General features: G+C 58.7%; 22 protein-coding genes. 13 read left to right on the plus strand and 9 right to left on the minus strand.

Going from position 1 to position 18870, the window contains the following annotated elements; genetic code table 11:
- Positions 1 to 57 precede the first annotated feature (57 nt).
- From KJS28_RS01400 to KJS28_RS01425, 6 genes are all read left to right on the plus strand, one after another.
- Positions 58 to 1014 (plus strand): RluA family pseudouridine synthase, encoded by a 957-nt coding sequence (locus tag KJS28_RS01400; RefSeq protein WP_213541447.1) that lies wholly within the window; start codon positions 58 to 60, stop codon positions 1012 to 1014.
- Between the two features lie 251 nt (positions 1015 to 1265).
- The gene (potA, locus tag KJS28_RS01405; protein WP_213541448.1) at positions 1266 to 2408 is read left to right on the plus strand and encodes a spermidine/putrescine ABC transporter ATP-binding protein; all 1143 of its coding nucleotides are present in this window, start codon (positions 1266 to 1268) and stop codon (positions 2406 to 2408) included.
- Positions 2398 to 3252 (plus strand): ABC transporter permease, encoded by an 855-nt coding sequence (locus KJS28_RS01410; protein WP_213541449.1) that lies wholly within the window; start codon positions 2398 to 2400, stop codon positions 3250 to 3252. The genes potA and KJS28_RS01410 overlap by 11 nt, the downstream gene beginning before the upstream one ends.
- Positions 3249 to 5240, plus strand: a complete 1992-nt coding sequence (locus KJS28_RS01415; RefSeq protein ID WP_213541450.1) for an extracellular solute-binding protein — start codon at positions 3249 to 3251, stop codon at positions 5238 to 5240. Before KJS28_RS01410 ends, KJS28_RS01415 begins: the two co-directional genes overlap by 4 nt.
- 246 nt (positions 5241 to 5486) lie before the next feature.
- Positions 5487 to 5756: an ACT domain-containing protein gene (locus KJS28_RS01420; RefSeq protein WP_213541451.1), complete on the plus strand. Its 270-nt coding sequence runs from the start codon at positions 5487 to 5489 to the stop codon at positions 5754 to 5756.
- A gap of 11 nt (positions 5757 to 5767) precedes the next feature.
- Positions 5768 to 7126 (plus strand): PFL family protein, encoded by a 1359-nt coding sequence (locus tag KJS28_RS01425; protein WP_213541452.1) that lies wholly within the window; start codon positions 5768 to 5770, stop codon positions 7124 to 7126.
- Between the two features lie 177 nt (positions 7127 to 7303).
- Here the strand turns inward: KJS28_RS01425 and KJS28_RS12745 are convergent, their stop codons facing one another.
- On the minus strand, positions 7304 to 7606 hold the full coding sequence (locus KJS28_RS12745) for a recombinase family protein (protein ID WP_213542200.1): 303 nt from the start codon (positions 7604 to 7606) through the stop codon (positions 7304 to 7306).
- A 274-nt stretch (positions 7607 to 7880) separates the two neighbouring features.
- Between KJS28_RS12745 and KJS28_RS01435 the strand changes: the two genes are divergently transcribed.
- The 3 genes from KJS28_RS01435 to KJS28_RS01445 all read left to right on the plus strand — a co-directional run bounded on the left by KJS28_RS01435 (position 7881) and on the right by KJS28_RS01445 (position 9768).
- On the plus strand, positions 7881 to 8660 hold the full coding sequence (locus KJS28_RS01435) for a DUF134 domain-containing protein (protein WP_213541453.1): 780 nt from the start codon (positions 7881 to 7883) through the stop codon (positions 8658 to 8660).
- 225 nt (positions 8661 to 8885) lie between these two features.
- Positions 8886 to 9344 (plus strand): GNAT family N-acetyltransferase, encoded by a 459-nt coding sequence (locus KJS28_RS01440; protein ID WP_213541454.1) that lies wholly within the window; start codon positions 8886 to 8888, stop codon positions 9342 to 9344.
- Positions 9345 to 9597: 253 nt separating this feature from the next.
- Complete coding sequence (locus tag KJS28_RS01445) at positions 9598 to 9768, plus strand: hypothetical protein (protein ID WP_213541455.1); 171 nt, start codon at positions 9598 to 9600, stop codon at positions 9766 to 9768.
- Positions 9769 to 9819: 51 nt separating this feature from the next.
- Here KJS28_RS01445 and KJS28_RS01450 read toward each other — a convergent pair whose 3' ends face one another.
- Positions 9820 to 10542, minus strand: coding sequence for a 4Fe-4S binding protein (locus KJS28_RS01450; RefSeq protein WP_213541456.1), 723 nt, complete (start codon positions 10540 to 10542; stop codon positions 9820 to 9822).
- A gap of 85 nt (positions 10543 to 10627) precedes the next feature.
- Here KJS28_RS01450 and KJS28_RS01455 point away from each other — a divergent pair, with 85 nt between their 5' ends.
- A complete protein-coding gene (locus tag KJS28_RS01455; protein WP_021858637.1) occupies positions 10628 to 11290 on the plus strand; it encodes a Crp/Fnr family transcriptional regulator in 663 nt (220 codons plus the stop codon).
- Between the two features lie 128 nt (positions 11291 to 11418).
- Here KJS28_RS01455 and KJS28_RS01460 read toward each other — a convergent pair whose 3' ends face one another.
- The 6 genes from KJS28_RS01460 to KJS28_RS01485 all read right to left on the minus strand — a co-directional run bounded on the left by KJS28_RS01460 (position 11419) and on the right by KJS28_RS01485 (position 16805).
- The gene (locus KJS28_RS01460; protein ID WP_213541457.1) at positions 11419 to 11775 is read right to left on the minus strand and encodes an Hpt domain-containing protein; all 357 of its coding nucleotides are present in this window, start codon (positions 11773 to 11775) and stop codon (positions 11419 to 11421) included.
- Positions 11762 to 14224, minus strand: a complete 2463-nt coding sequence (locus KJS28_RS01465; RefSeq protein WP_213541458.1) for a diguanylate cyclase domain-containing protein — start codon at positions 14222 to 14224, stop codon at positions 11762 to 11764. Before KJS28_RS01465 ends, KJS28_RS01460 begins: the two co-directional genes overlap by 14 nt.
- A 268-nt stretch (positions 14225 to 14492) precedes the next feature.
- Entirely contained in the window at positions 14493 to 15269 is a 777-nt protein-coding gene (locus KJS28_RS01470; RefSeq protein ID WP_213541459.1) for a sulfite exporter TauE/SafE family protein, read from the minus strand.
- A 158-nt stretch (positions 15270 to 15427) separates the two neighbouring features.
- On the minus strand, positions 15428 to 15997 hold the full coding sequence (locus KJS28_RS01475) for a hypothetical protein (protein ID WP_213541460.1): 570 nt from the start codon (positions 15995 to 15997) through the stop codon (positions 15428 to 15430).
- Positions 15998 to 16002: 5 nt separating this feature from the next.
- Positions 16003 to 16257: a TIGR03905 family TSCPD domain-containing protein gene (locus KJS28_RS01480; RefSeq protein ID WP_021858632.1), complete on the minus strand. Its 255-nt coding sequence runs from the start codon at positions 16255 to 16257 to the stop codon at positions 16003 to 16005.
- A gap of 74 nt (positions 16258 to 16331) precedes the next feature.
- A complete protein-coding gene (locus KJS28_RS01485; protein ID WP_213541461.1) occupies positions 16332 to 16805 on the minus strand; it encodes an LURP-one-related/scramblase family protein in 474 nt (157 codons plus the stop codon).
- Positions 16806 to 16918: 113 nt separating this feature from the next.
- Here KJS28_RS01485 and KJS28_RS01490 point away from each other — a divergent pair, with 113 nt between their 5' ends.
- Positions 16919 to 17605 (plus strand): ClpP family protease, encoded by a 687-nt coding sequence (locus tag KJS28_RS01490; RefSeq protein WP_213541462.1) that lies wholly within the window; start codon positions 16919 to 16921, stop codon positions 17603 to 17605.
- Between the two features lie 175 nt (positions 17606 to 17780).
- On the opposite strand, the gene KJS28_RS01495 is transcribed toward KJS28_RS01490, so the two are convergent.
- On the minus strand, positions 17781 to 18158 hold the full coding sequence (locus tag KJS28_RS01495) for a metal-dependent transcriptional regulator (RefSeq protein ID WP_213541463.1): 378 nt from the start codon (positions 18156 to 18158) through the stop codon (positions 17781 to 17783).
- Between the two features lie 204 nt (positions 18159 to 18362).
- On the opposite strand from KJS28_RS01495, the gene KJS28_RS01500 reads away from it, so the two are divergent.
- Together KJS28_RS01500 and KJS28_RS01505 are read left to right on the plus strand one after the other, a co-directional pair.
- Entirely contained in the window at positions 18363 to 18575 is a 213-nt protein-coding gene (locus KJS28_RS01500) for a FeoA family protein (RefSeq protein ID WP_021858628.1), read from the plus strand.
- A 19-nt stretch (positions 18576 to 18594) separates the two neighbouring features.
- Entirely contained in the window at positions 18595 to 18816 is a 222-nt protein-coding gene (locus KJS28_RS01505; protein WP_021858627.1) for a FeoA family protein, read from the plus strand.
- The last annotated feature ends 54 nt before the right edge of the window (positions 18817 to 18870 follow it).

Here is an 18870-nt window from a genome sequence, read left to right on the forward strand (position 1 = left end):
TTCCGAAAATCAGGTACAATAGCCTTAAACAGCATCCATCAAAGGAGGAAACACGCCATGCGGGAGCTGACCATCGGGAAAAATGACGCCGGACAGCGGGTGGATCGCTTCGTCTCCAAGGCCCTGCCGCTGCTGCCGCCGGCCCTGCTGCAAAAGTACATCCGCCTCAAGCGCATCAAGGTCAACGGAGGCCGGGCCCAGCGGGATCAGCGCCTGCAGGAGGGGGACGTGCTGCAACTATACATCAACGACGAGTTCTTCGACAAGCCCAGGGAGGATAATCTGTTCCTCACCCTGTTCCGCCCCAGCCTGGATATCGTCTACGAGGACGAGAATCTGATGCTGCTGAACAAGCGCCCCGGTCTGGTGGTCCACGCCGACGAGACGGAGAAGGTCAACACCCTCATCAACCACATTCAGGCATACCTCTACCAGAAGCGGGAGTGGAATCCCCGGTGGGAGAACGCCTTCACCCCGGCGCTGTGCAACCGCATCGACCGCAACACCGGCGGCATCGTCATCGCCGCCAAAAACGCCGAGACCCTGCGGATCATCAACCAGAAGATCCGGGATCGGGAGATCGACAAACGCTACCTCTGCATCACCGTGGGTGCGCCACGGCCCCCGCAGGGGGAGGTATCCTGCTTCCTGCTGAAGGACGAAAAGAAAAAGCAGGTGGCCGTATACCACAGGCCCGTTCCCGGCGGCAAGACCGCCGTTACCCGCTACCGGACGCTGGAGACCCGTGGGGAGCTGTCCCTGCTGGAGGTGGAGCTGCTGACGGGCCGCACCCACCAGATCCGTGCCACCATGGCGGACTTGGGCTGCCCCCTGCTGGGGGACGGCAAGTACGGCGACGGGTCGGTGAACCGCCGCTACGGCGAGACCCGGCAGGCTCTGTATTCCTACCGCCTGACCTTCGACTTCCCCACGGACGCCGGCCTGCTGAATTACCTCCGGGGCCGCAGCTTTCAGGTGGAGAGCGTCCCCTTCCGGGAGAAATACTTCGGCTGATCGCCGCCCCGGCTGCCCGGTGCAGCCGGGGCTTTCTTCTGCCATTCCCCGGAAATCTCCGGCAAAAACGAGTAAAATTCTCCACCGTGCAGAATTTTCCTTAAACAGGGGAAAATATTCATTGACATTTCTTCGCTTTTTATATATAGTGAATCTGCCAAATTTCAACGAGAGATATCAGGCCTGTCCGCAAGGCCTCCCTTTGAACAGAGAAAAGAGGTAGATATTATTTAACGAACGGGGGAGGATAAATGTCCAAAGAGTTGATTCGCCTGCGGGACCTCTGCATGGCGTTTGACGACGAGCTGGTTCTCGATCACATCAATCTGTATATCAACGATTCCGAATTCCTCACACTGCTTGGCCCCAGCGGCTGTGGCAAGACCACGACGCTGCGGATCATTGGCGGCTTCACGACGCCCACGTCGGGAGACGTCACCTTTGACGGTGTGAGGATCAATGACGTTCCGCCGCATAAGCGGCAGATCAACACTGTCTTTCAGAAGTATGCCCTGTTTCCCCATCTGGATGTCTTTGAAAACATCGCCTTTGGCTTGCGGATCGCCAAGGTGCCTGCCGACGAGATCGAGCAGCGGGTGACAGAGATGCTGGGCGTGGTGAGCCTGAAGGGCTTTGAGCACCGGAGGATCCATCAGCTCTCCGGCGGCCAGCAGCAGCGTGTGGCCATTGCCCGTGCGCTGGTGAACCGGCCCAAGGTGCTGCTGTTGGACGAGCCGCTGGGTGCCTTGGACCTGCGCCTGCGGAAGGATATGCAGATCGAGCTGAAACGGATCCAGCAGCAGATGGGCATTACCTTTGTATACGTTACCCACGATCAGGAGGAGGCCCTGACCATGTCCGACACCGTGGTGGTGATGGACAAGGGCCGTATCCAGCAGATCGGCACCCCGGAGGATATCTACAACGAGCCGAAGAACGCCTTCGTGGCGGACTTCATCGGTGAGAGCAATATTTTGAACGGCGTCATGGTCCGGGACAATGTGGTGAAGATGTACGGTCGGGAGTTTCCCTGCGTGGACGGCGGCTTCGCACCCAACGAGCCGGTGGACGTGGTCATCCGTCCGGAGGATATTGACATCGTCCCCGTGGAGCAGGGACAGCTGGTAGGTACCGTCACCAGCGTCACCTTCAAGGGGATGCAGTACGATATCATTGTGGACTTCCGGGGCTTCAAGTGGCTCATTCAGACCACGGATCACTCCCCGGAGGGCGCCCGCATCGGCGTGAAGATCGATCCCGACGGCTTCCACATTATGAAAAAGAGCGAATACTCCGGCCAGTTCGGAGATTACAGCTCCTACTCCGAGGAGTATGAGGAGCTGGCGGACGCCTCTCTGGAGACGGACGAGGAGGAGAGCGGGGATGAAGAATAAGCTCTCCCGGTTCGCCGTACCCTACGAGGTATGGATGGCGATCTTCGTGGTGGCCCCCATTGTCATTATGGTGGTCTACGCCTTTTCTTCCGCCGACGGCGGCTTTACTCTGGATAACTTCGTGCAGATGGGGGGCTATACGGAGGTGTTCCTCCGGTCCTTCAAGCTGGCCATCATTGCCACGATGATCTGTCTGATCATCGGCTACCCGGTGTCCTATCTCATGAGCCGGGAGGGGGCCTCCTTTCAGCGGACGGCCATGGTGCTCATTATGCTGCCCATGTGGATGAACTTCCTGCTGCGGACCTATTCGTGGATGACCATTCTGGAAAACAACGGTCTTTTGAACCAGCTGTTCCAGAAGATCGGCCTTATCAGCCTCTATAATCACATCTTCGGCACCAACTTGGAGTATTTCCCCATGATGAATACCCAGGGGGCTGTGGTGCTGGGCATGGTGTATAACTACCTGCCCTTTATGATCCTGCCCATCTATTCCGTCATCATCAAGCTGGACCACTCCCTGCTGGAGGCCGCCCGTGATCTGGGGGCCGGCAGTATGACGGTGTTCCGCCGGGTGATCCTGCCCCTGTCCCTGCCGGGCGTGGTGTCGGGCATCACCATGGTGTTCGTGCCGTCGGTGTCCACCTTCGCCATCAGCCGGATGCTGGGCGGCGGCACGGAGCTGCTGCTGGGCGACCTCATTGAGCGGCAGTTTCTGGGGGGTGCCTACAACCCCCAGCTGGGCGCCGCCATTTCGCTGGTGATGATGATTATCGTGCTGGTATGTATGCTGGTGATGAATCGCTTCGGTGAGGGCGAGGAACAGGCGGTGAAGCTATGAGCCGCACCCAGAATCGCTTTGGCGACCGGCTGCTGATGGCGCTGGTGTTCCTGTTTCTCTATGCACCCATCATCATCCTGATCGTCTTTTCCTTCGATGCCGGTACCAGCTCCAGCGTGTGGAAGGGCTTCTCCCTGAAATGGTACGAGTCCCTTCTCTCCAACCGGCTCATTATGAACAGCGTCTATACCACGCTGCTGGTGTCGCTGCTGTCCACCATCGTGGCGTCCATCGCCGGCACCTTCGCCGCCATCGGCCTGTACGCCATGAGCCGCCGCCGTCGTGCGGCGGTGAACGCCGTCAACAACATCCCCATGATGAATGCGGATATCGTCACCGGCGTCAGCCTGTGCCTGCTGTTCGTGGTGTTCTTCAACGGCTGGGGCGCTTTCGCCGGGTGGATGAATTCGTGGCAGTCTTTGGTGGTGCTGCCGGAGCGCCTGACCATGGGCTTCGGCACACTGCTGATCGCCCATATCTGCTTCAACATCCCCTATGTGATCCTGTCCGTGGGACCCAAGCTGCGCCAGATGGACCGCAACCTCATCGATGCGGCGCAGGATCTGGGCTGCACGTGGATGCAGGCCTTCTGGCGTGTGGTGATCCCGGAGATCAAGCCCGGTATCGTCTCCGGCGCTCTGACGGCCTTCACCATGTCTGTGGATGACTTCATCATCAGCTACTTCACCGCCGGTACCAGCTCCTCCACGCTGGCCATGACCATCTATGGCATGACCAAAAAGCGGGTCAGCCCGGAGATCAACGCCATCTCCACCCTGCTGTTCGTGACGGTGCTGGTGCTGCTGGCCGTCGTGAACCTGCGGGAGAGCCGTGCCGACCACCGCCTGAAGGCGGAGCACCACACCGCCCCAGCGGCCCATCACCCCAACCGCAGCAAGCTCCATAAGACCCTGCGCCGTGTGGGGGCGGGACTGGCAGCCTGCGTGCTGGTGGTGACGCTGATCGTCACCGGCCGCTCCGCCCGGTCCGACCGGGTGGTGAACGTGTGCTCCTGGGGCGAGTATATCGACGAGAGCCTCATCACCCAGTTTGAGGAGGAGACCGGCATCCGGGTCAACTACCAGACGGCGGAGAGCAACGAGGCTCTGTACTCCCTCATCAAAATGGGAGGCGCCGACTTCGATGTCATCGTCCCCTCGGACTATATGATCGCCCGGCTCATTGACGAGGATATGCTGGCGGAGTTGGATTACAGCCACATCCCCAACTTTGACCTCATTGCCGATACCTATAAGAACCTCAGCTACGACCCGGAGAACAAGTACACCGTCCCCTATACATGGGGTACACTGGGCATCATCTACAACACCACCATGGTCTCTCAGCCTATCACCAGCTGGAGCGCCATGTTCGACCCCCAGTACGCCGGACAGGTGCTGATGATCAACAACTCCCGTGACGCTCTGGCGGCGGCCCTGCTGTATCTGGGATACAGCATCAATACCACCGACGAGAACCAGCTGGAGGAGGCCTTTGCCCTGCTGAAGCAGGCCAAGGACAGCGGCGTGTATCAGGCTTTCGTCATGGATGAGGTGTTCCAGAAAATGGAGGGCGGCAACGCTGCTGTGGCCATGTACTATGCCGGCGATTACCTGACCATGCTGGAGAATAACGAGGACCTGGCCTTCGTTGTCCCGGAGGAGGGCAGCAACTGGTTTGTGGATGCCATGTGCATCCTGAAGAGCAGCCAGCATATGTCCGAGGCGGAGGAGTGGATCAACTTCATCGCATCTACAAAGGCCAATCTGGCCAACATGGACTACATCTGGTACGCCTCCCCCAACGGCGAGGCGCTGGAGGAGTACCCGGCCTACTATGAGGAGGTCAACGAGGAGCCGCTGGACCCGGAGATCTACGAGATCATGGCCCCCTCGGAGGAGGTGCTCCGTCGCTGTGAGATCTATGAGAATCTCCCCGCTGAGACCCTGCGCCTGTACGATCGCCTCTGGACCCGTCTGGGCGTGTAGGGGAAGCTGCCAATGTAAAATATCGGTTCAGACGGATTGACGTAAAATCGGATCAGACCCCCGGCCGGATGGATGTCCGGCCGGGGGTTCTTGCCATTTATGACGGAGGGCATCCAATTTGGCAAAAACGCTTGTCAGTCCGGGAAAAATCCGGTATAATAATGCGTCAGGAAAGCGTCAGATATCTGTCCACTGGGCAGAGAAATGTCAAGCTGACGGAAGAATTACAGAACGGAGTGGAAAAATATGAAAGCCATCGTGACCGTGGTAGGAAGAGATCAGGTGGGCATCATTGCCGGTGTGTGCGGCACACTGGCCCAGCATGGGGTCAACGTGCTGGAGATCAGCCAGACCATCATGGAGGGGTGCTTTACCATGATGATGGTGGTGGATCTGGCAGGGTGCCAGGGTTCCTTCGAGCAGCTGCGGACCGACATCACCGCCTACAGCGAGGCCCGTGACCTGTCTCTGCGTATCCAGCGGGAGGACATCTTCGACGCAATGCACAAGCTGTAAGAGGGGGAGCCATGCTGAGTATACATCACATTTTTGATACCATCGACATGATCGATAAGCGCCATCTGGATATCCGCACCATCACCATGGGTATCTCCCTGCTGGACTGCGTCAGTGAGGATCCCAAGCGCTGCTGCGAGAAAATCTATGACAAGATCTGCCGCCGGGCGCAGCATCTGGTGCGGACGGGCGAGGAGATTCAGGGGGAGTTCGGTATCCCCATCGTCAACAAGCGCATCTCCGTGACCCCCATGGCGCTGGTGGCCGGCGGCTGCGACACGGAGGACTACGTTCCCTTTGCCCACGCTATGGACCGGGCTGCCAAGACCTGCGGCGTGGACTTCATCGGCGGCTACTCGGCGCTGGTGCAGAAGGGCTTTGCCCACGGCGACGAGCTGCTGCTGCGGGCCATTCCGCAGGCGCTGGCGGAGACGGATATCGTCTGCTCCAGTGTCAACGTGGGCTCCACCAAGGCGGGCATCAACATGGACGCCGTGGCCCGCATGGGGCGCATCATTAAGGAGACGGCCCATCTGACCCGTGACACCGACGGGCTGGGCTGCGCCAAGCTGGTGGTGTTCTGCAACGCCGTGGAGGATAACCCCTTTATGGCAGGGGCTTTCCACGGCGTAGGTGAGGCCGACAGCGTCATCAATGTGGGCGTCTCCGGCCCCGGCGTGGTACACCACGCCTTGCGGTCCTGCAAGGACCAGCCCTTTGACGTGGTGGCGGAGACCATCAAAAAGACGGCTTTCCAGATCACCCGTGTGGGCCAGATGGTGGCCACCGAGGCCTCCCGGCGGCTGGATACTCCCTTCGGCATCGTAGACCTGTCTCTGGCGCCCACTCCTGCCATCGGAGACAGCGTGGCCCGGATCCTGGAGGAGATGGGGCTGTCCGTCTGCGGAACCCACGGCACCACGGCGGCGCTGGCGCTGCTGAACGACGCCGTGAAGAAGGGCGGTGTCATGGCATCCTCCCATGTGGGCGGGCTGTCCGGCGCCTTTATCCCGGTGTCGGAGGACGAGGGCATGATCGCCGCCGCCCTGGACGGTACCCTGACGCTGGATAAGCTGGAGGCCATGACCTGCGTATGCTCCGTGGGGCTGGATATGATCGCCGTGCCCGGCAGCACCACTGCCGAGACCATCTCCGCCATCATCGCTGACGAGGCGGCGGTGGGCATGGTCAACAGCAAGACCACCGCTGTCCGTATCATCCCCGTGGAGGGGAAGGATGTGGGTGACATGGTGGAACTGGGCGGCCTGTTGGGTTCTGCGCCGGTGATGCCGGTCCATGAAGCCGCCAGCACAGATTTCATCGCCCGTGGCGGCCGCATCCCCGCTCCGCTGCAGAGCCTGAAGAACTGAGAAGCAGCAGATTGCCGTGAAAAAGGAGCTTTGCGTGCGCCACCATGTGGCGCTGTCGGTAGTCGAAATCATAAGAAAATGTAAAAAAGCCAGTCAGAGATTTGTGACGGGCGGATAACGAAGTTTTTATGCAGGATACGGTGCAGTCTCTGAAAAGGGGCTGCACCGTGTTCTGCTCTATGCAGAAAATTTGAACTGCTGCGGGTTTTGGCGGGTCTCCTGTACACGGTCAAACAGTTCCTCGGAGATGATCGGCTCCTGCATATTCGGAATGATTTGCTGCTCCTCTACGGGGTTGTAGATCTTCTTGTGAACCTTGAAGCTGACTGTTGTGCTTTTGAAGTTTACCGCGCACCCGGTGTACTGCCTATTTTCAAGAATGTGCTTTACAGCTTCGTCTGCCCATAGATATGGATTTGCCGGAATTGGGTTGCGGGTGGCCCTGCCTGCGCTGGCATAATATGCCGTAGGGGTGAGAATTTACAAGCCGTTCATAGGTGGACAACCACCCGTGAACGGCTTGTATGGAAACTAAACCCATAAGGGATCCAAGCAAATTCATCTTGCCCTGCGAAGCTCTGTCGAATGCAGATGATCTGAGAATACGAACATGGCTCACACGTGGTTTTCGACTCCGAATATCAGTCCGTATCTATATGAGGACGGAAAATGCAGTGGCTTTTGAAAAGAAGATTGCTTTTTTCTGCCCCAAGTGCTATAATCGGTATATACCGAAAACGAAGGGGGCGTATCCATGCCAAGACCGCCACGGTGCCGCCGGATTTGTGGCGCACCACAAGTCGATACCTTCTGCCCCAACGGATGCGGGGATGCCGAGCCGATCCTGCTGACGCTGGACGAGTACGAGGCCATTCGGCTGGTTGACTTGGAGCAGCAAACCCACGAGCAATGTGCCGCACAAATGGACATTTCCCGCTCTACCGTGCAGGAGATTTACGAAAGCGCACGGCGCAAGATCGCAGCGTGTCTTGTCCACGGGAAACCGCTGCACATCACCGGGGGAAACTACCGTATCTGCGGAGGACAGGAGGCAGCCCACTGCGGCCGCTGCTGCCGGATGCAGAGAGCCAACACGGAAAAATTCAACAAAAAATGCAAAGGAGATTCCATTATGAAAATTGCAGTCACCTATGAAAACGGTCAAATCTTTCAGCATTTCGGCCATACCGAACAGTTCAAGCTTTATGAAGCTGCAGACGGTAAAGTCACGCATGCGGAGGTCGTTGATACCAACGGCAGCGGTCACGGCGCACTGGCAGGCTTCCTGATGCAGCACGGTGTAGACACTTTGATCTGCGGAGGCATCGGCGGCGGTGCGCAGGCAGCTCTGGCCGAGGCGGGCATTAAGCTCTACGGCGGTGTCAGCGGGGACGCTGACGCAGCGGTGAGCGCATTGCTCAGCGGAAATCTGGGCTACGATCCCAATGTTCACTGTGACCACCATGACCATGCGCACGGCGAAGCTGGTCACACCTGCGGTGACCACGGCTGCGGTAAGCATAGCTGTCATTGATATGAAGCGCACACTGGCTTTGAAGTGTGATCAGGTCATCTTGGACGAGCGCTTCATTCGATCCGGCAACGTGCAGCGGCTCTGCGCCAAGCTGCAAAGGCTCAAAACCGATGGACGGCAAGGTCTTCAAGGGCAGCGTCGGGCATCAGGAGCTTGCGGCGTGGGTTGAAGGACTTGGACTTTAAGGGGCAGACAAATTGGGATTTTTGGAGGAGAACTTTTGACATGCATATTATTCAAATAGCAAATGATGAGGATAAAAAGAGAATAACCAGAAATATATTGGAAGAACTGCCTGAATGGTTTGGAATCCCTGAGGCACGAGAAGAATATATCCGCGACAGTGCGGGAAGAACTTTCTTTTGTGCTGAAGAAAATGAAAAAGCCGTGGGATTTTTGTATCTCAAGCAGACGGGGAAAGATACGGTTGAGCTTGCGGTTATGGGCGTACTGAAAGAATACCATCGCAAAGGAATCGGAAAAGCGCTATTTAAGTGTGCAAAGGATAGCTTGAAGGAAAGCGGCTATTCATTTATTCAGGTAAAAACTGTTGAAATGGGGAAATACGAAGAATATGATCAAACAAATCAGTTCTACATTTCTCTGGGCTTTAAGGAGTTGGAAGTGTTCCCTACGTTATGGGATGAGTGGAATCCCTGCCAAATCTATGTGATGGGAATATGATAACTTCCAGTTTGCCGAACATAAGATGATGATCGCATGAAGATCCTATATGAACTCTCGTGGCTATGGGAAACGCTGGGCATTGCGCTTGTGGCTGCGGCTGTCTGCATGGCTTGCGGTGCGCTGATTGGCAGGGCAGCAAAGCATTGGTACGATACCTGTGGGTGTATATATCGCAAAATTAGGTGCGAGGTGAAGTCCGGAAAAAACTCCGTTTGCGTCGATGGAACAGCTCGTTTCGGCGCTTGCACGATTGGAACTGGATGATGACCTGTATGATGAATGGGAGGGCGAATCCATCCATTTCTTTGATAATATCTGCGATTACGGCGAAGCTCCCGGCAGGTATGATCGGATCGGTGCAGCTGGCTGGGTAGAGATTCTGGAAAATCTCGATAGTCATTTTGTGACTGCAGACGAATGACCTTCTTCAACGCCGCCTGCCGGGATGCTTCCGGTATCGGAGTGTGTTTCCTCAGTCCAGGATTCTTCCGTCGGTGGAGATGGTCACCACCTGCCACGGAATAAATTTTCCGCTCTGCTGCAATGCTGTCTTTGCGGTGTGTTCCAGCCCGCCGCAGCAGGGGACCTCCATCCGCACGATGGTCACGCTCTGGATGTCGTTGCTGCGGATGATCTCCGTCAGCTTCTCGGCGTAATCCACGCCGTCCAGCTTCGGGCAGCCCACCAGCGTGATATGCCCCTTGATGAACCGCTCATGGAAGGCGGCGTAGGCGTAGGCCGTGCAGTCGGCGGCAATGAGCAGCTTGGCCCCGTCAAAATACGGCGCCCGCACCGGGACCAGCTTGATCTGCACCGGCCACTGGGACAGCCGGCTGACCGGTTCGGCGCAGACGGTCTCCGCCTGCCGGGTCTCCGTGTGCCGGATGCTTCTGGACTGGCTCCCCGGACATCCGCAGGGCAGGGGAGTACCCTCCTTCCGCATCTTTTCCTGCATCTTCTTCTGCTTATTGGCCAGCACCGCCTGCTCGTCATAGGCGGCTGCCTCCTGCTCCACAAAGGAGATGGCCCCGGTGGGACAGGCAGGCAGACAGTCCCCCAGTCCGTCGCAGTAGTCGTCCCGCATCAGTTGGGCCTTGCCCTCTACCATGGCGATGGCCCCCTCATGACAGGCCTCGGCGCAGGCGCCGCAGCCGTTGCATTTCTCCTGGTCGATTTCAATGATCCTTCTTTTCATGATCATGCCTCCTTGTTTTTTTGACCTGATTATAGTAGAATAAAATCAACAAGTCGGTTGAATTTTCAACGAAAGAGGATTTTTTATGAAAGAATTTTTCCCGGTGCTCCGTTCTTCTCAGCTTTTCTCCGGTGTCTCGGAGGAGGAACTCACCGCCATGCTCACCTGTCTGGGAGCAGAAAAGCGGAGCTTTCCCAAGGAGGCCTTTCTGCTGCGCTCCGGAGACACGGCGGAGTCCATCGGTCTGGTGCTGTCCGGCAGCGTGCTGGTCATTCAGGAGGATATCTGGGGCAACCGCAATATCCTCTCCAAGGCGGGGCCGGGCCAGACCTTCGCTGCCGCCTATGCCTGCGCTCCCGGCTCGGTGCTGAACGTCAGCGTGGTGGCGGAGACGCCCGTCACGGTGCTGCTCATGAACGTCAAGCGCATCCTGAACGTCTGCCCCTCCGCCTGCACCCACCACAGCCGGATCATCCGCAACCTGCTGGGGGAGCTGGCGGAAAAGAACCTGCGCTTTGGCGAAAAGCTCACCCACATGGGCCAGCGCACCACACGGGCCAAGCTCATGTCCTACTTCTCCGCCGAGGCCCAGCGGCTGGGAACGTATGAGTTTGATGTCCCCTTCTCCCGTCAGCAGCTGGCGGATTATCTGGCGGTGGAGCGCAGCGGCCTGTCGCTGGAGCTGGGGAAAATGAAAAAGGACGGCCTTCTGGATTTCCATAAAAGCCATTTCGTCCTGAAGGTATAGTTTTTTACCGGGGCTTCCCCACAAGAGTATGTCTCTTTTCCCGCATGGATATGCTGAAGACCCCCAGCGGAGGCTCTGCCTCCGCTGGGGGTCACATTTTCCGATTGCAGCAGCCCATCATGGGGAGCTTACGCATCCAGCTCCTCCAGTGCAGCACGAATGCGGGCGTACTCCTGCCGGACGGGGATCAGCAGCTCACGGGCCTGCTGGGGGATGGTGTCTGCGCCCCGCAGCGCCTCCGTCAGCGGGGAACAGGCAGCAGCCAATTTGGTCAGACTCAGATTCAGGGCAATGCCCTTCAGGGTGTGTACGGCCCGGAAGGCATCGTTGGTCCGCCCGTCGGCCATGGCCTTCTCCAGCAGCATCATGCTGCCGTCACGGGGCAGCATCCGCAGGAATTTCCCCACGAACATCTCGTTTTGCAGGCGCTCCATGGCGTCCTCATAGTTGCCGTCCACGGCCACGTAAAATTCATTCAGCTTCATTGGCATCCTCCTCATAGACCACCACGCAGTCCTTCTTGATTTTGGCTTCATAAAGGGCGGTATCCGCCTGTAAGATCAGGTCCCGCACCCGCCCCTGCCCGTGGACGCCGCCCACGCTGATGGTCAGGTGCAGCTCGGGAAATTCCGGCAGCTTCAGCTCCCGCACGGCGCAGCACAGAACCTCCAGCTTCTGGTGCAGCACGGCACGGGGCAGACTCTGAAACAGCAGAAAAAATTCGTCGCCGCCGTAGCGGACCAGTGCATCGCTGCTCCGCAGCAGGGAGCGCATCGTCTGGGCCACGCGATACAGGGCGGCATCTCCGGCGGCGTGGCCGAAGCGGTCATTGACCTGCTTGAAGTTGTCCACGTCGATCATAGCCACAGCATATTCGCCGCTGAGCTCCCGCAGCTGCTCGTCATAGTAGCGCCGATTAAAGACTTGGGTAGCCGAGTCCATGTATACCTGCCGGTTCCGCATCAGCAGTTGGTTCAACAGGTGCTCCTCCTGTCCGCCGGGGCCATTGTCCAGCCGGATGGGATTTATGCACTCCAGTGAATACGGGGTCCCGTCCACCTCGATGCAGACGGCGATGATGTAGTACATATCCTTGCCGATGGACTCCACCTTGTTTTGTATCTGCCGGGTACGCACGGCATCCTGCGAGATACACCGCTCACAGCGTTGCTTTTTGCACCACATGGCATAGCAGTAGTCGTTCTCCCGGACGCTGGGTCCGTCCGGCCCCGGTGTCACCTGCATACAGATGCCGGGATCCACCAGCCGCACCGTCTCGAACAGTGGCTGATAGGTGTGGAACAGATGGGACAGCTGATGGTGAGTGATGCGGATCACGCCGTTGCTGGCCGATATCGGCAGGGAATGCTGCGGCAGGGCCTGAGGCGTTTCGGCGTGCTGTATCTCCGCCCGCAGCTGCTCGATGCACTGGCTGCGGTCCTCAATGTCGGTGACTTTCCCCAGCAGAGCGGCGCAGCGCCTCTGCTTCCGGGCAGACCACGTGATCTGCACCGATAGCTGACACCGGCGCAGTCGCCCCCGCAGCCGCAATTTCGTGGTCAGATCCAGCCGTGTCTCCTCCAGCGTCAGGCCCTCCAACTGCCGTTTAAGGCCCTCTGTCAGCTCCTTGCCCAGATACATCTGTAACGTCGGGCTTTGCAGCGGCTCCAGCATCACCGACGGCAAACCCGTCTGCTCCGCCAGTCCACGGGACAGGTGCAGGGAGGAGGGCTGGGCAGTATAGTCGAACCACAGCTCATCGCTGAGGGAGGTAAAGAAGTCCTGCTTGGCGTAGGCATCCTCCAGCTGCTGGGTCATCCGTGCAGCGGCCAGATCCTGTCCTTTATACAGCTCCTCCACCACCCGCCGCAGGGGCGCCACCGTCTGCCCGGCGTCCTTCATGCCCTGCTTGGCCGTGTCGGACACGTCGTCCAGACAGCGCAGCAGCAGGGGATTGTAGCTGCCGCACTCGCCGTTGTGGATCATTTCAACGGCCTTCTCGTGGGAAAAAGCCTGCTTGTAGCTGCGCTTGCTGGTCAGGGCATCATAGGCGTCCGCCAGCGACACCACCTGTGCGGCGATGGGGATGTGATCCCCGGCCAGTCCGTCGGGATACCCCTCGCCGTTCCAGCGCTCATGGTGCCACCGGCAGATCTCAATGGCGTACTTCACCAGCTTCTCGTTGCGGTGCATGGGCAGCTCCGACAGGATCTGCGCCCCCAGCTTGGTGTGGGTCTTGATGATGGCGAACTCCTCGTCCGTCAGCTTGCCGGGCTTTTGCAGGATATCCTCCGGCACCAGCAGCTTCCCGATATCGTGCAGACCCGACGCTGTGCAGATGAGGTTCACATCCTCCGGGGTCAGGGAGTATTGCGCCGTCACCGCCATCAGCCGCCGCAGCAGAAGCCCTGTCAGGTACTCCACGCCGGACATATGGCCGCCGCCCTCGCCGTTGCGGTATTCCACGGCGAAGTTCAGGATGGACAGCATCACCTCGCTGCTCTTCTCCTGCTGGTAGACCTGGCTGGTGAGGATGTCCATCATCTCCTGCCTCCGGGTGTGGAGCAGGATGGTGTTGATGATGCGCTGCCGCACCACCGTGGCGGAGAAGGGGCGGTTGATGTAGTCCACCGCCCCCAGCTCAAAGGCCCGGTCGATGTAGCCGCTGCCCGTCTCGGCGGAGATCATCACCGTCGGCACATCCTCCAGCCACTGGCGCTGCTTCATCTCCTCCAGCACCTGAAAACCGTCCATCTCCGGCATAACGATGTCCAGCAGCAGGGCCGACAGGTCCTTGCGATAGATCTGCAATGCGGCGAGAGCCTCCTTGCCGTCGGAGACCTCCATGATCTCGAAATCCTGCTCCAGCATATTGGCCAGAATGGCCCGGTTCATCTCCGAATCGTCTGCGATCAGCAGCTTTTTTCGTTCCATAGTATCCTCCTGCGGGTCCGCCGCCCCAAGGGACGGGTATCCGTAAAATATTCAGCTCATTATACACCGCAATGTCTGGAAAAGGCAATGGTTTCTTCCAGAAAATAACAGGGAAAAACGAAAAAGGACAAAAGCTTCCGGTTTCCCGCCTGAGGAAAACGCCAAGGGGAAGCCAACGGTCAGAAAGCGGGCCGCCGTCCCTCTGGACGGCGGCCCGCTTTCTGACCGTTTATCTGACGAAAAGAGCTTGTGCGGCAGATGTTTTTACTTACCCCACCAGCTTGAACAGCAGCACCACGGCTCCCAGCACCACCAGCACCACGCCGGTGGCCCGGTTCAGGGTCTTGGGCGCAGCCTTGTTGGCGAACACGGCGGCGATGCGGGCCCACAGCAGGGTAAACACCACGCACAGCGCAAATACCGTCCAGTCCGGCGCTCCGCCGATGACGAAGTGGGACACGGCACCGGTGAGAGCGGTGAAGGCCATAATAAACACGCTGGTGCCAACGGCGGTCTTCAGCTCATACCCCAGCACGGAGGTGAGGATCAGCAGCATCATCATGCCCCCGCCGGCCCCGACGAAGCCGCAGATGAAGCCGACGATCACGCCGCACACCACCGACTGCACCGCCCGCTTCTTGGCGCTGACGCTCTGCATGGCCTCCTTGGTGGTCATCACCGGCCGGACGATGAACTTCACACCCAGCAGGAAGGTCATTACCACGGAAAAGCTCCCCATGGTGGCCGAGGGGACGATACTGGCGATGTAGCTGCCCACCACGGTAAAGGCCAGCACGCTGGCCATCATAATAAGCCCATTGCGAATGTCCAGATTCTTGTTCTTCCCGTAGGTATAGGCAGATACGGCACTGGCCAGCACGTCCGAGGACAGGGCGATGCCCACCGCCAGATACGGGTCCATGCCCAGAAAGGTGATGAGCATGGGACTGATGACGGCGGCGGCGCTCATCCCGGCGAAGCCGGTGCCAAGGCCGGCCCCCATCCCGGCGAAAAAGCAGACGAGAACAGTAATAAGAATGTGCATGGAAACCTCCCAAATTGCGAAACATACAAGCGATACGCCCCATTGTAAAGCACTCCCCGGCAAAGTCAACGGGGAAGATTTTCCGGCGTATTAGAAAATAGACAAAACCAGCCTCCGTGAAGAATTACTCCCCGGCGGTTCCGCCGGGGAGAAGCACGTCAAACCTTGTAAATGGTGTCCTGCTTGCCGAAGGCGTTCAGGGCCTGCACCACGGTGCTCTCGGACTCCTGCGTGTAGGGCGGCAGCACCAGCATGGGCTGGTGGAAGGTCAGTACGATGACCTCCTGGCTGATGATGCAGCAGTCCCACTGCTCCCATGTGAACTGCTCGGTGTGGTCGGAGGCGTTCCACTCCCGGATACCGGAGGCGGTGAAGGTGACGGTGCCGTCGGGACGGTTGTCCTTCCGGAACTGCGTCCAGGACTTGCGATAGCCCATGCGGCCCGCTTGATAGGTCCAGAAGGTCACCAGTGACATCACCAGACACAGGAAGAACAGCACCTTCAGCTTGGCATGCAAGGCCCAGACCAGCACAGCGGCCAGCGCCGTCAGCACCGCAAAGGCGATGCACTGGAACAGCAGGCGGCGGCAGGTCTCCGTGAAGGGCTTGACCTTGACGGTCCCGCCCCGCTTCAGGACGCTGCGGCGGCCCGCCAGCCCCTGAGCCACGTCAAACAGCCTTGCTGGATCCTCCGGCAGGTGATAGTGCAGCTCAAAAAACTGGGACATGGCGCTTAACCCTGCTGCAATGCCTGCTCCAGCGCTGTGGCCAACTGATCGGGACAGGAGGTGGGCTTGAAGCCGCACTGGATGCCCCTCATCCGGCGGATGGCCTCCTGAGCGTCCATGCCCACCACCAGACGGCTGATGCCCTGCAGGTTGCCGTTGCAGCCGCCCTCTACCCGGACGGCCTGAATGGTGTGGTCGTCGTTCAGCTCCACCGTCATCTTCCGGGAACAGACGCCCTTGGGGATATACGTATAGGTCATAGTGAAAAACTCCTTTGTGAATTGGTATCTGAACATCTTATTTTAGCAGAATTCGCAGAAAACTGCAAGCCCTCTCAGCTGTTGCGGGAACATTTTTCGGCGTCGATGGCCAACACCACCATCAGGGCGCACAGCCCATCCCGCCCGTCGGCCACGTCGATGACATAGGTATCCGTCCAGTGGAGCAGCTCCTTGGAGATGGCGGCCACCTGCCGCTGCCCGTCTGTGATCGCATACTCCCAGCCCATGAAGTCCCCCTCCACCTGCCAGCCGTTGAAGTCCAGCGTAAACAGTGGGCGCACGATGGTGAACTCCTTGCAGATGGTGCCGATGCAGGCGTCTCCCAGATACAGGTCGAACTTCGGCAGGAACGTCAGTACCCGCTGCTTCACCGTGGCGATGTGCCGCCCGTCTGCGTCCAGAATGTGCAGACAGTGACCCCAGGCCAGCTGCCCCTCCACCGTATACACCACATCGCCGGTGTCGTAGTCATAGATATCGTAGCTGTCAAACCACGAGAACAAGCGCTGCTTAAAATAGAGCTTCATATGTCGCACCTCCTTATATGACCTCAGTATACTGCAGTACCACCTGAAACACAAGGGTGTATAGCCCGCTCTCCATCGGCGCAGACTAAGGCGGAAGAAAAGGAGGCGCAGCCATGAACACAGAACCCACCAAGCCCGCACAGGAGGAAGAGGAGGACAGCCGGGTCCGCCAGATCGTGGACCTTGGCTCCTCCGTGGTGACCAACGACCACGGCACCGTCCACTGCCTCACCATCATCGGCCAGATCGAGGGACACGGGCAGGCCCCCTCCGGAACAAAGACCACCAAATATGAACACGTCCTGCCTCTGCTGGCCTCCATCGAGGAGTCTCAGGAGGTGGACGGCCTGTTGGTGCTGCTGCACACCATGGGCGGCGACGTGGAGGCGGGGCTGGCCATCGCAGAGATGATCGCCGGCATGACCAAGCCCACGGTGACGCTGGTATTGGGCGGCGGCCACTCCATCGGCATCCCGCTGGCGGTGGCCGGCAAGGTGACGCTGATGGCCCCCTCGGCCTCCATGACCATCCACCCCATCCGGATGTCCGGTTTGATGATCGCCGCTCCTCAGACCTACCACTATTTCGAGCGCCTGCAGGACCGTATCACCCGCTTTGTGGCGGCTCACTCCCATATCACCGAGGAGCGCTTCCGCCAGCTGATGCTCTCCAGCGGCGATATGGCCAACGACGTGGGCAGCATCGTCTACGGGGAGGAGGCCGTGGCCGAGGGCCTTATGGACCGGGTGGGGACTCTCTCCGATGCGCTGAACGCCCTGTACCGGCAGATGGAGCAGTGACCCCGCAAGCGCTGCACCATGCAGCTGCCCGCAGCCCCAGCCGCCGCAGCCACAGGCCGCAGCGGCCCGCAGCGCCTGCGACCTTTGACACCTGTACGCCGTTTCGCCCCAACACAAAAAAGGCGGGGCCGGACAACTTGTCCGGCCCCGCCTTTTGCTGCGTATTCGTGTGCGCTTATTTCTTCTCGCCGTGCCGCACGGCGTGGGCGCAGATGGCGGCAAAGGTCTCGTCGCTGATGTCGTGCTCGATCTTGCAGGCGTCCTCCTCCGCCACCTTGGGGTCCACCCCCAGAGTGATGAGGAAGCGGGTCAGAGTGTGGTGCCGGTCCAGCATACTGGCGGCAATGGCCATGCCGGAGTCCGTCAGGGTGATGAACCCCTCCCGGTCCATGGTGATATAGCCGTTTTCCCGCAGCCGCTTGGTGGCGTAGCTGACACTGGGCTTGGTGACACCCAAATGCTCCGCCACATCGATGGAACGGATATAGCCGTGCTCCTGCTGCATCATCAGCATGGCCTCCAGATAGTCCTGAGAGGATTTCTGTATCTTCATGGCAAACTGCACCAACCTTTTTCGGGTATTTCTTATAGGTTAACACAGACTAACCAAAAATGCAAGGAGAGAAAAAAATTTTCCAAATCCCCTTGACAAAGTTGGTTAGAGCGGTTAAACTTAGTCGATGGTTAGGGTAACTTAACTTTAATTTTGGCACAGAGGTTAGCGGGTGCTAACCGTTTGGTTGGGAGGAATGATGTGATGATGCCTTTGGCACTGGCCAACCCCGGCGAGGAGAATCTCATTCGGAAGGTGGGCGGAAGCCCGGAAGTAAAGAAGCATCTGGAGGATCTGGGCTTTGTAGCCGGCGGTACGGCTACGGTAGTGGCTACGCTGGGCGGCAATATCATCGTGAAGATCAAGGAATCCCGTATCGCCATCAGTGAAGAGATGGCACGGAAGATCATGATTTGACAAAAAAGGAGAGAAAAGTATGAAAACACTGCGTGAGGTCAAGATCGGCGAGACCGTCAAGGTGGTAAAGCTCCACGGCGAGGGCCCTGTCAAGCGCCGCATCATGGACATGGGCATCACCCGCGGCACCGAGGTATTCGTCCGCAAGGTAGCCCCTCTGGGCGATCCCATGGAGGTCACCGTCCGTGGCTATGAGCTGAGCCTGCGAAAGGCCGACACCGAGATGATCGAGGTCGAGTAAGTGTCCCGTTGCGGATGGAGCGAACCCGGCCTTCATAGGCCCTGATTTTTGTTA

Source organism: Vescimonas coprocola (assembly GCF_018408575.1).
GTDB lineage: Bacteria > Bacillota > Clostridia > Oscillospirales > Oscillospiraceae > Vescimonas > Vescimonas coprocola.

Bases quoted from the DNA above. Each gene is read 5' to 3' on its own strand.
- KJS28_RS01480 (WP_021858632.1), bottom strand. From the start codon at position 16,257: ATGACCTATACGTATATCCCCAAGGGCGTCTGTTCCCGGAAGATGACG.
- KJS28_RS01410 (WP_213541449.1), top strand. From the start codon at position 2,398: ATGAAGAATAAGCTCTCCCGGTTCGCCGTACCCTACGAGGTATGGATG.
- KJS28_RS01485 (WP_213541461.1), bottom strand. From the start codon at position 16,805: ATGAAGCTCTATTTTAAGCAGCGCTTGTTCTCGTGGTTTGACAGCTAC.
- KJS28_RS01495 (WP_213541463.1), bottom strand. From the start codon at position 18,158: ATGAAGATACAGAAATCCTCTCAGGACTATCTGGAGGCCATGCTGATG.
- KJS28_RS01425 (WP_213541452.1), top strand. From the start codon at position 5,768: ATGCTGAGTATACATCACATTTTTGATACCATCGACATGATCGATAAG.
- potA (WP_213541448.1), top strand. From the start codon at position 1,266: ATGTCCAAAGAGTTGATTCGCCTGCGGGACCTCTGCATGGCGTTTGAC.
- KJS28_RS01400 (WP_213541447.1), top strand. From the start codon at position 58: ATGCGGGAGCTGACCATCGGGAAAAATGACGCCGGACAGCGGGTGGAT.
- KJS28_RS01415 (WP_213541450.1), top strand. From the start codon at position 3,249: ATGAGCCGCACCCAGAATCGCTTTGGCGACCGGCTGCTGATGGCGCTG.
- KJS28_RS01450 (WP_213541456.1), bottom strand. From the start codon at position 10,542: ATGAAAAGAAGGATCATTGAAATCGACCAGGAGAAATGCAACGGCTGC.
- KJS28_RS01440 (WP_213541454.1), top strand. From the start codon at position 8,886: ATGCATATTATTCAAATAGCAAATGATGAGGATAAAAAGAGAATAACC.
- KJS28_RS01465 (WP_213541458.1), bottom strand. From the start codon at position 14,224: ATGGAACGAAAAAAGCTGCTGATCGCAGACGATTCGGAGATGAACCGG.
- KJS28_RS01460 (WP_213541457.1), bottom strand. From the start codon at position 11,775: ATGAAGCTGAATGAATTTTACGTGGCCGTGGACGGCAACTATGAGGAC.
- KJS28_RS01455 (WP_021858637.1), top strand. From the start codon at position 10,628: ATGAAAGAATTTTTCCCGGTGCTCCGTTCTTCTCAGCTTTTCTCCGGT.
- KJS28_RS01435 (WP_213541453.1), top strand. From the start codon at position 7,881: ATGCCAAGACCGCCACGGTGCCGCCGGATTTGTGGCGCACCACAAGTC.
- KJS28_RS01500 (WP_021858628.1), top strand. From the start codon at position 18,363: ATGATGCCTTTGGCACTGGCCAACCCCGGCGAGGAGAATCTCATTCGG.
- KJS28_RS01470 (WP_213541459.1), bottom strand. From the start codon at position 15,269: ATGCACATTCTTATTACTGTTCTCGTCTGCTTTTTCGCCGGGATGGGG.
- KJS28_RS01505 (WP_021858627.1), top strand. From the start codon at position 18,595: ATGAAAACACTGCGTGAGGTCAAGATCGGCGAGACCGTCAAGGTGGTA.
- KJS28_RS01420 (WP_213541451.1), top strand. From the start codon at position 5,487: ATGAAAGCCATCGTGACCGTGGTAGGAAGAGATCAGGTGGGCATCATT.
- KJS28_RS01475 (WP_213541460.1), bottom strand. From the start codon at position 15,997: ATGTCCCAGTTTTTTGAGCTGCACTATCACCTGCCGGAGGATCCAGCA.
- KJS28_RS01490 (WP_213541462.1), top strand. From the start codon at position 16,919: ATGAACACAGAACCCACCAAGCCCGCACAGGAGGAAGAGGAGGACAGC.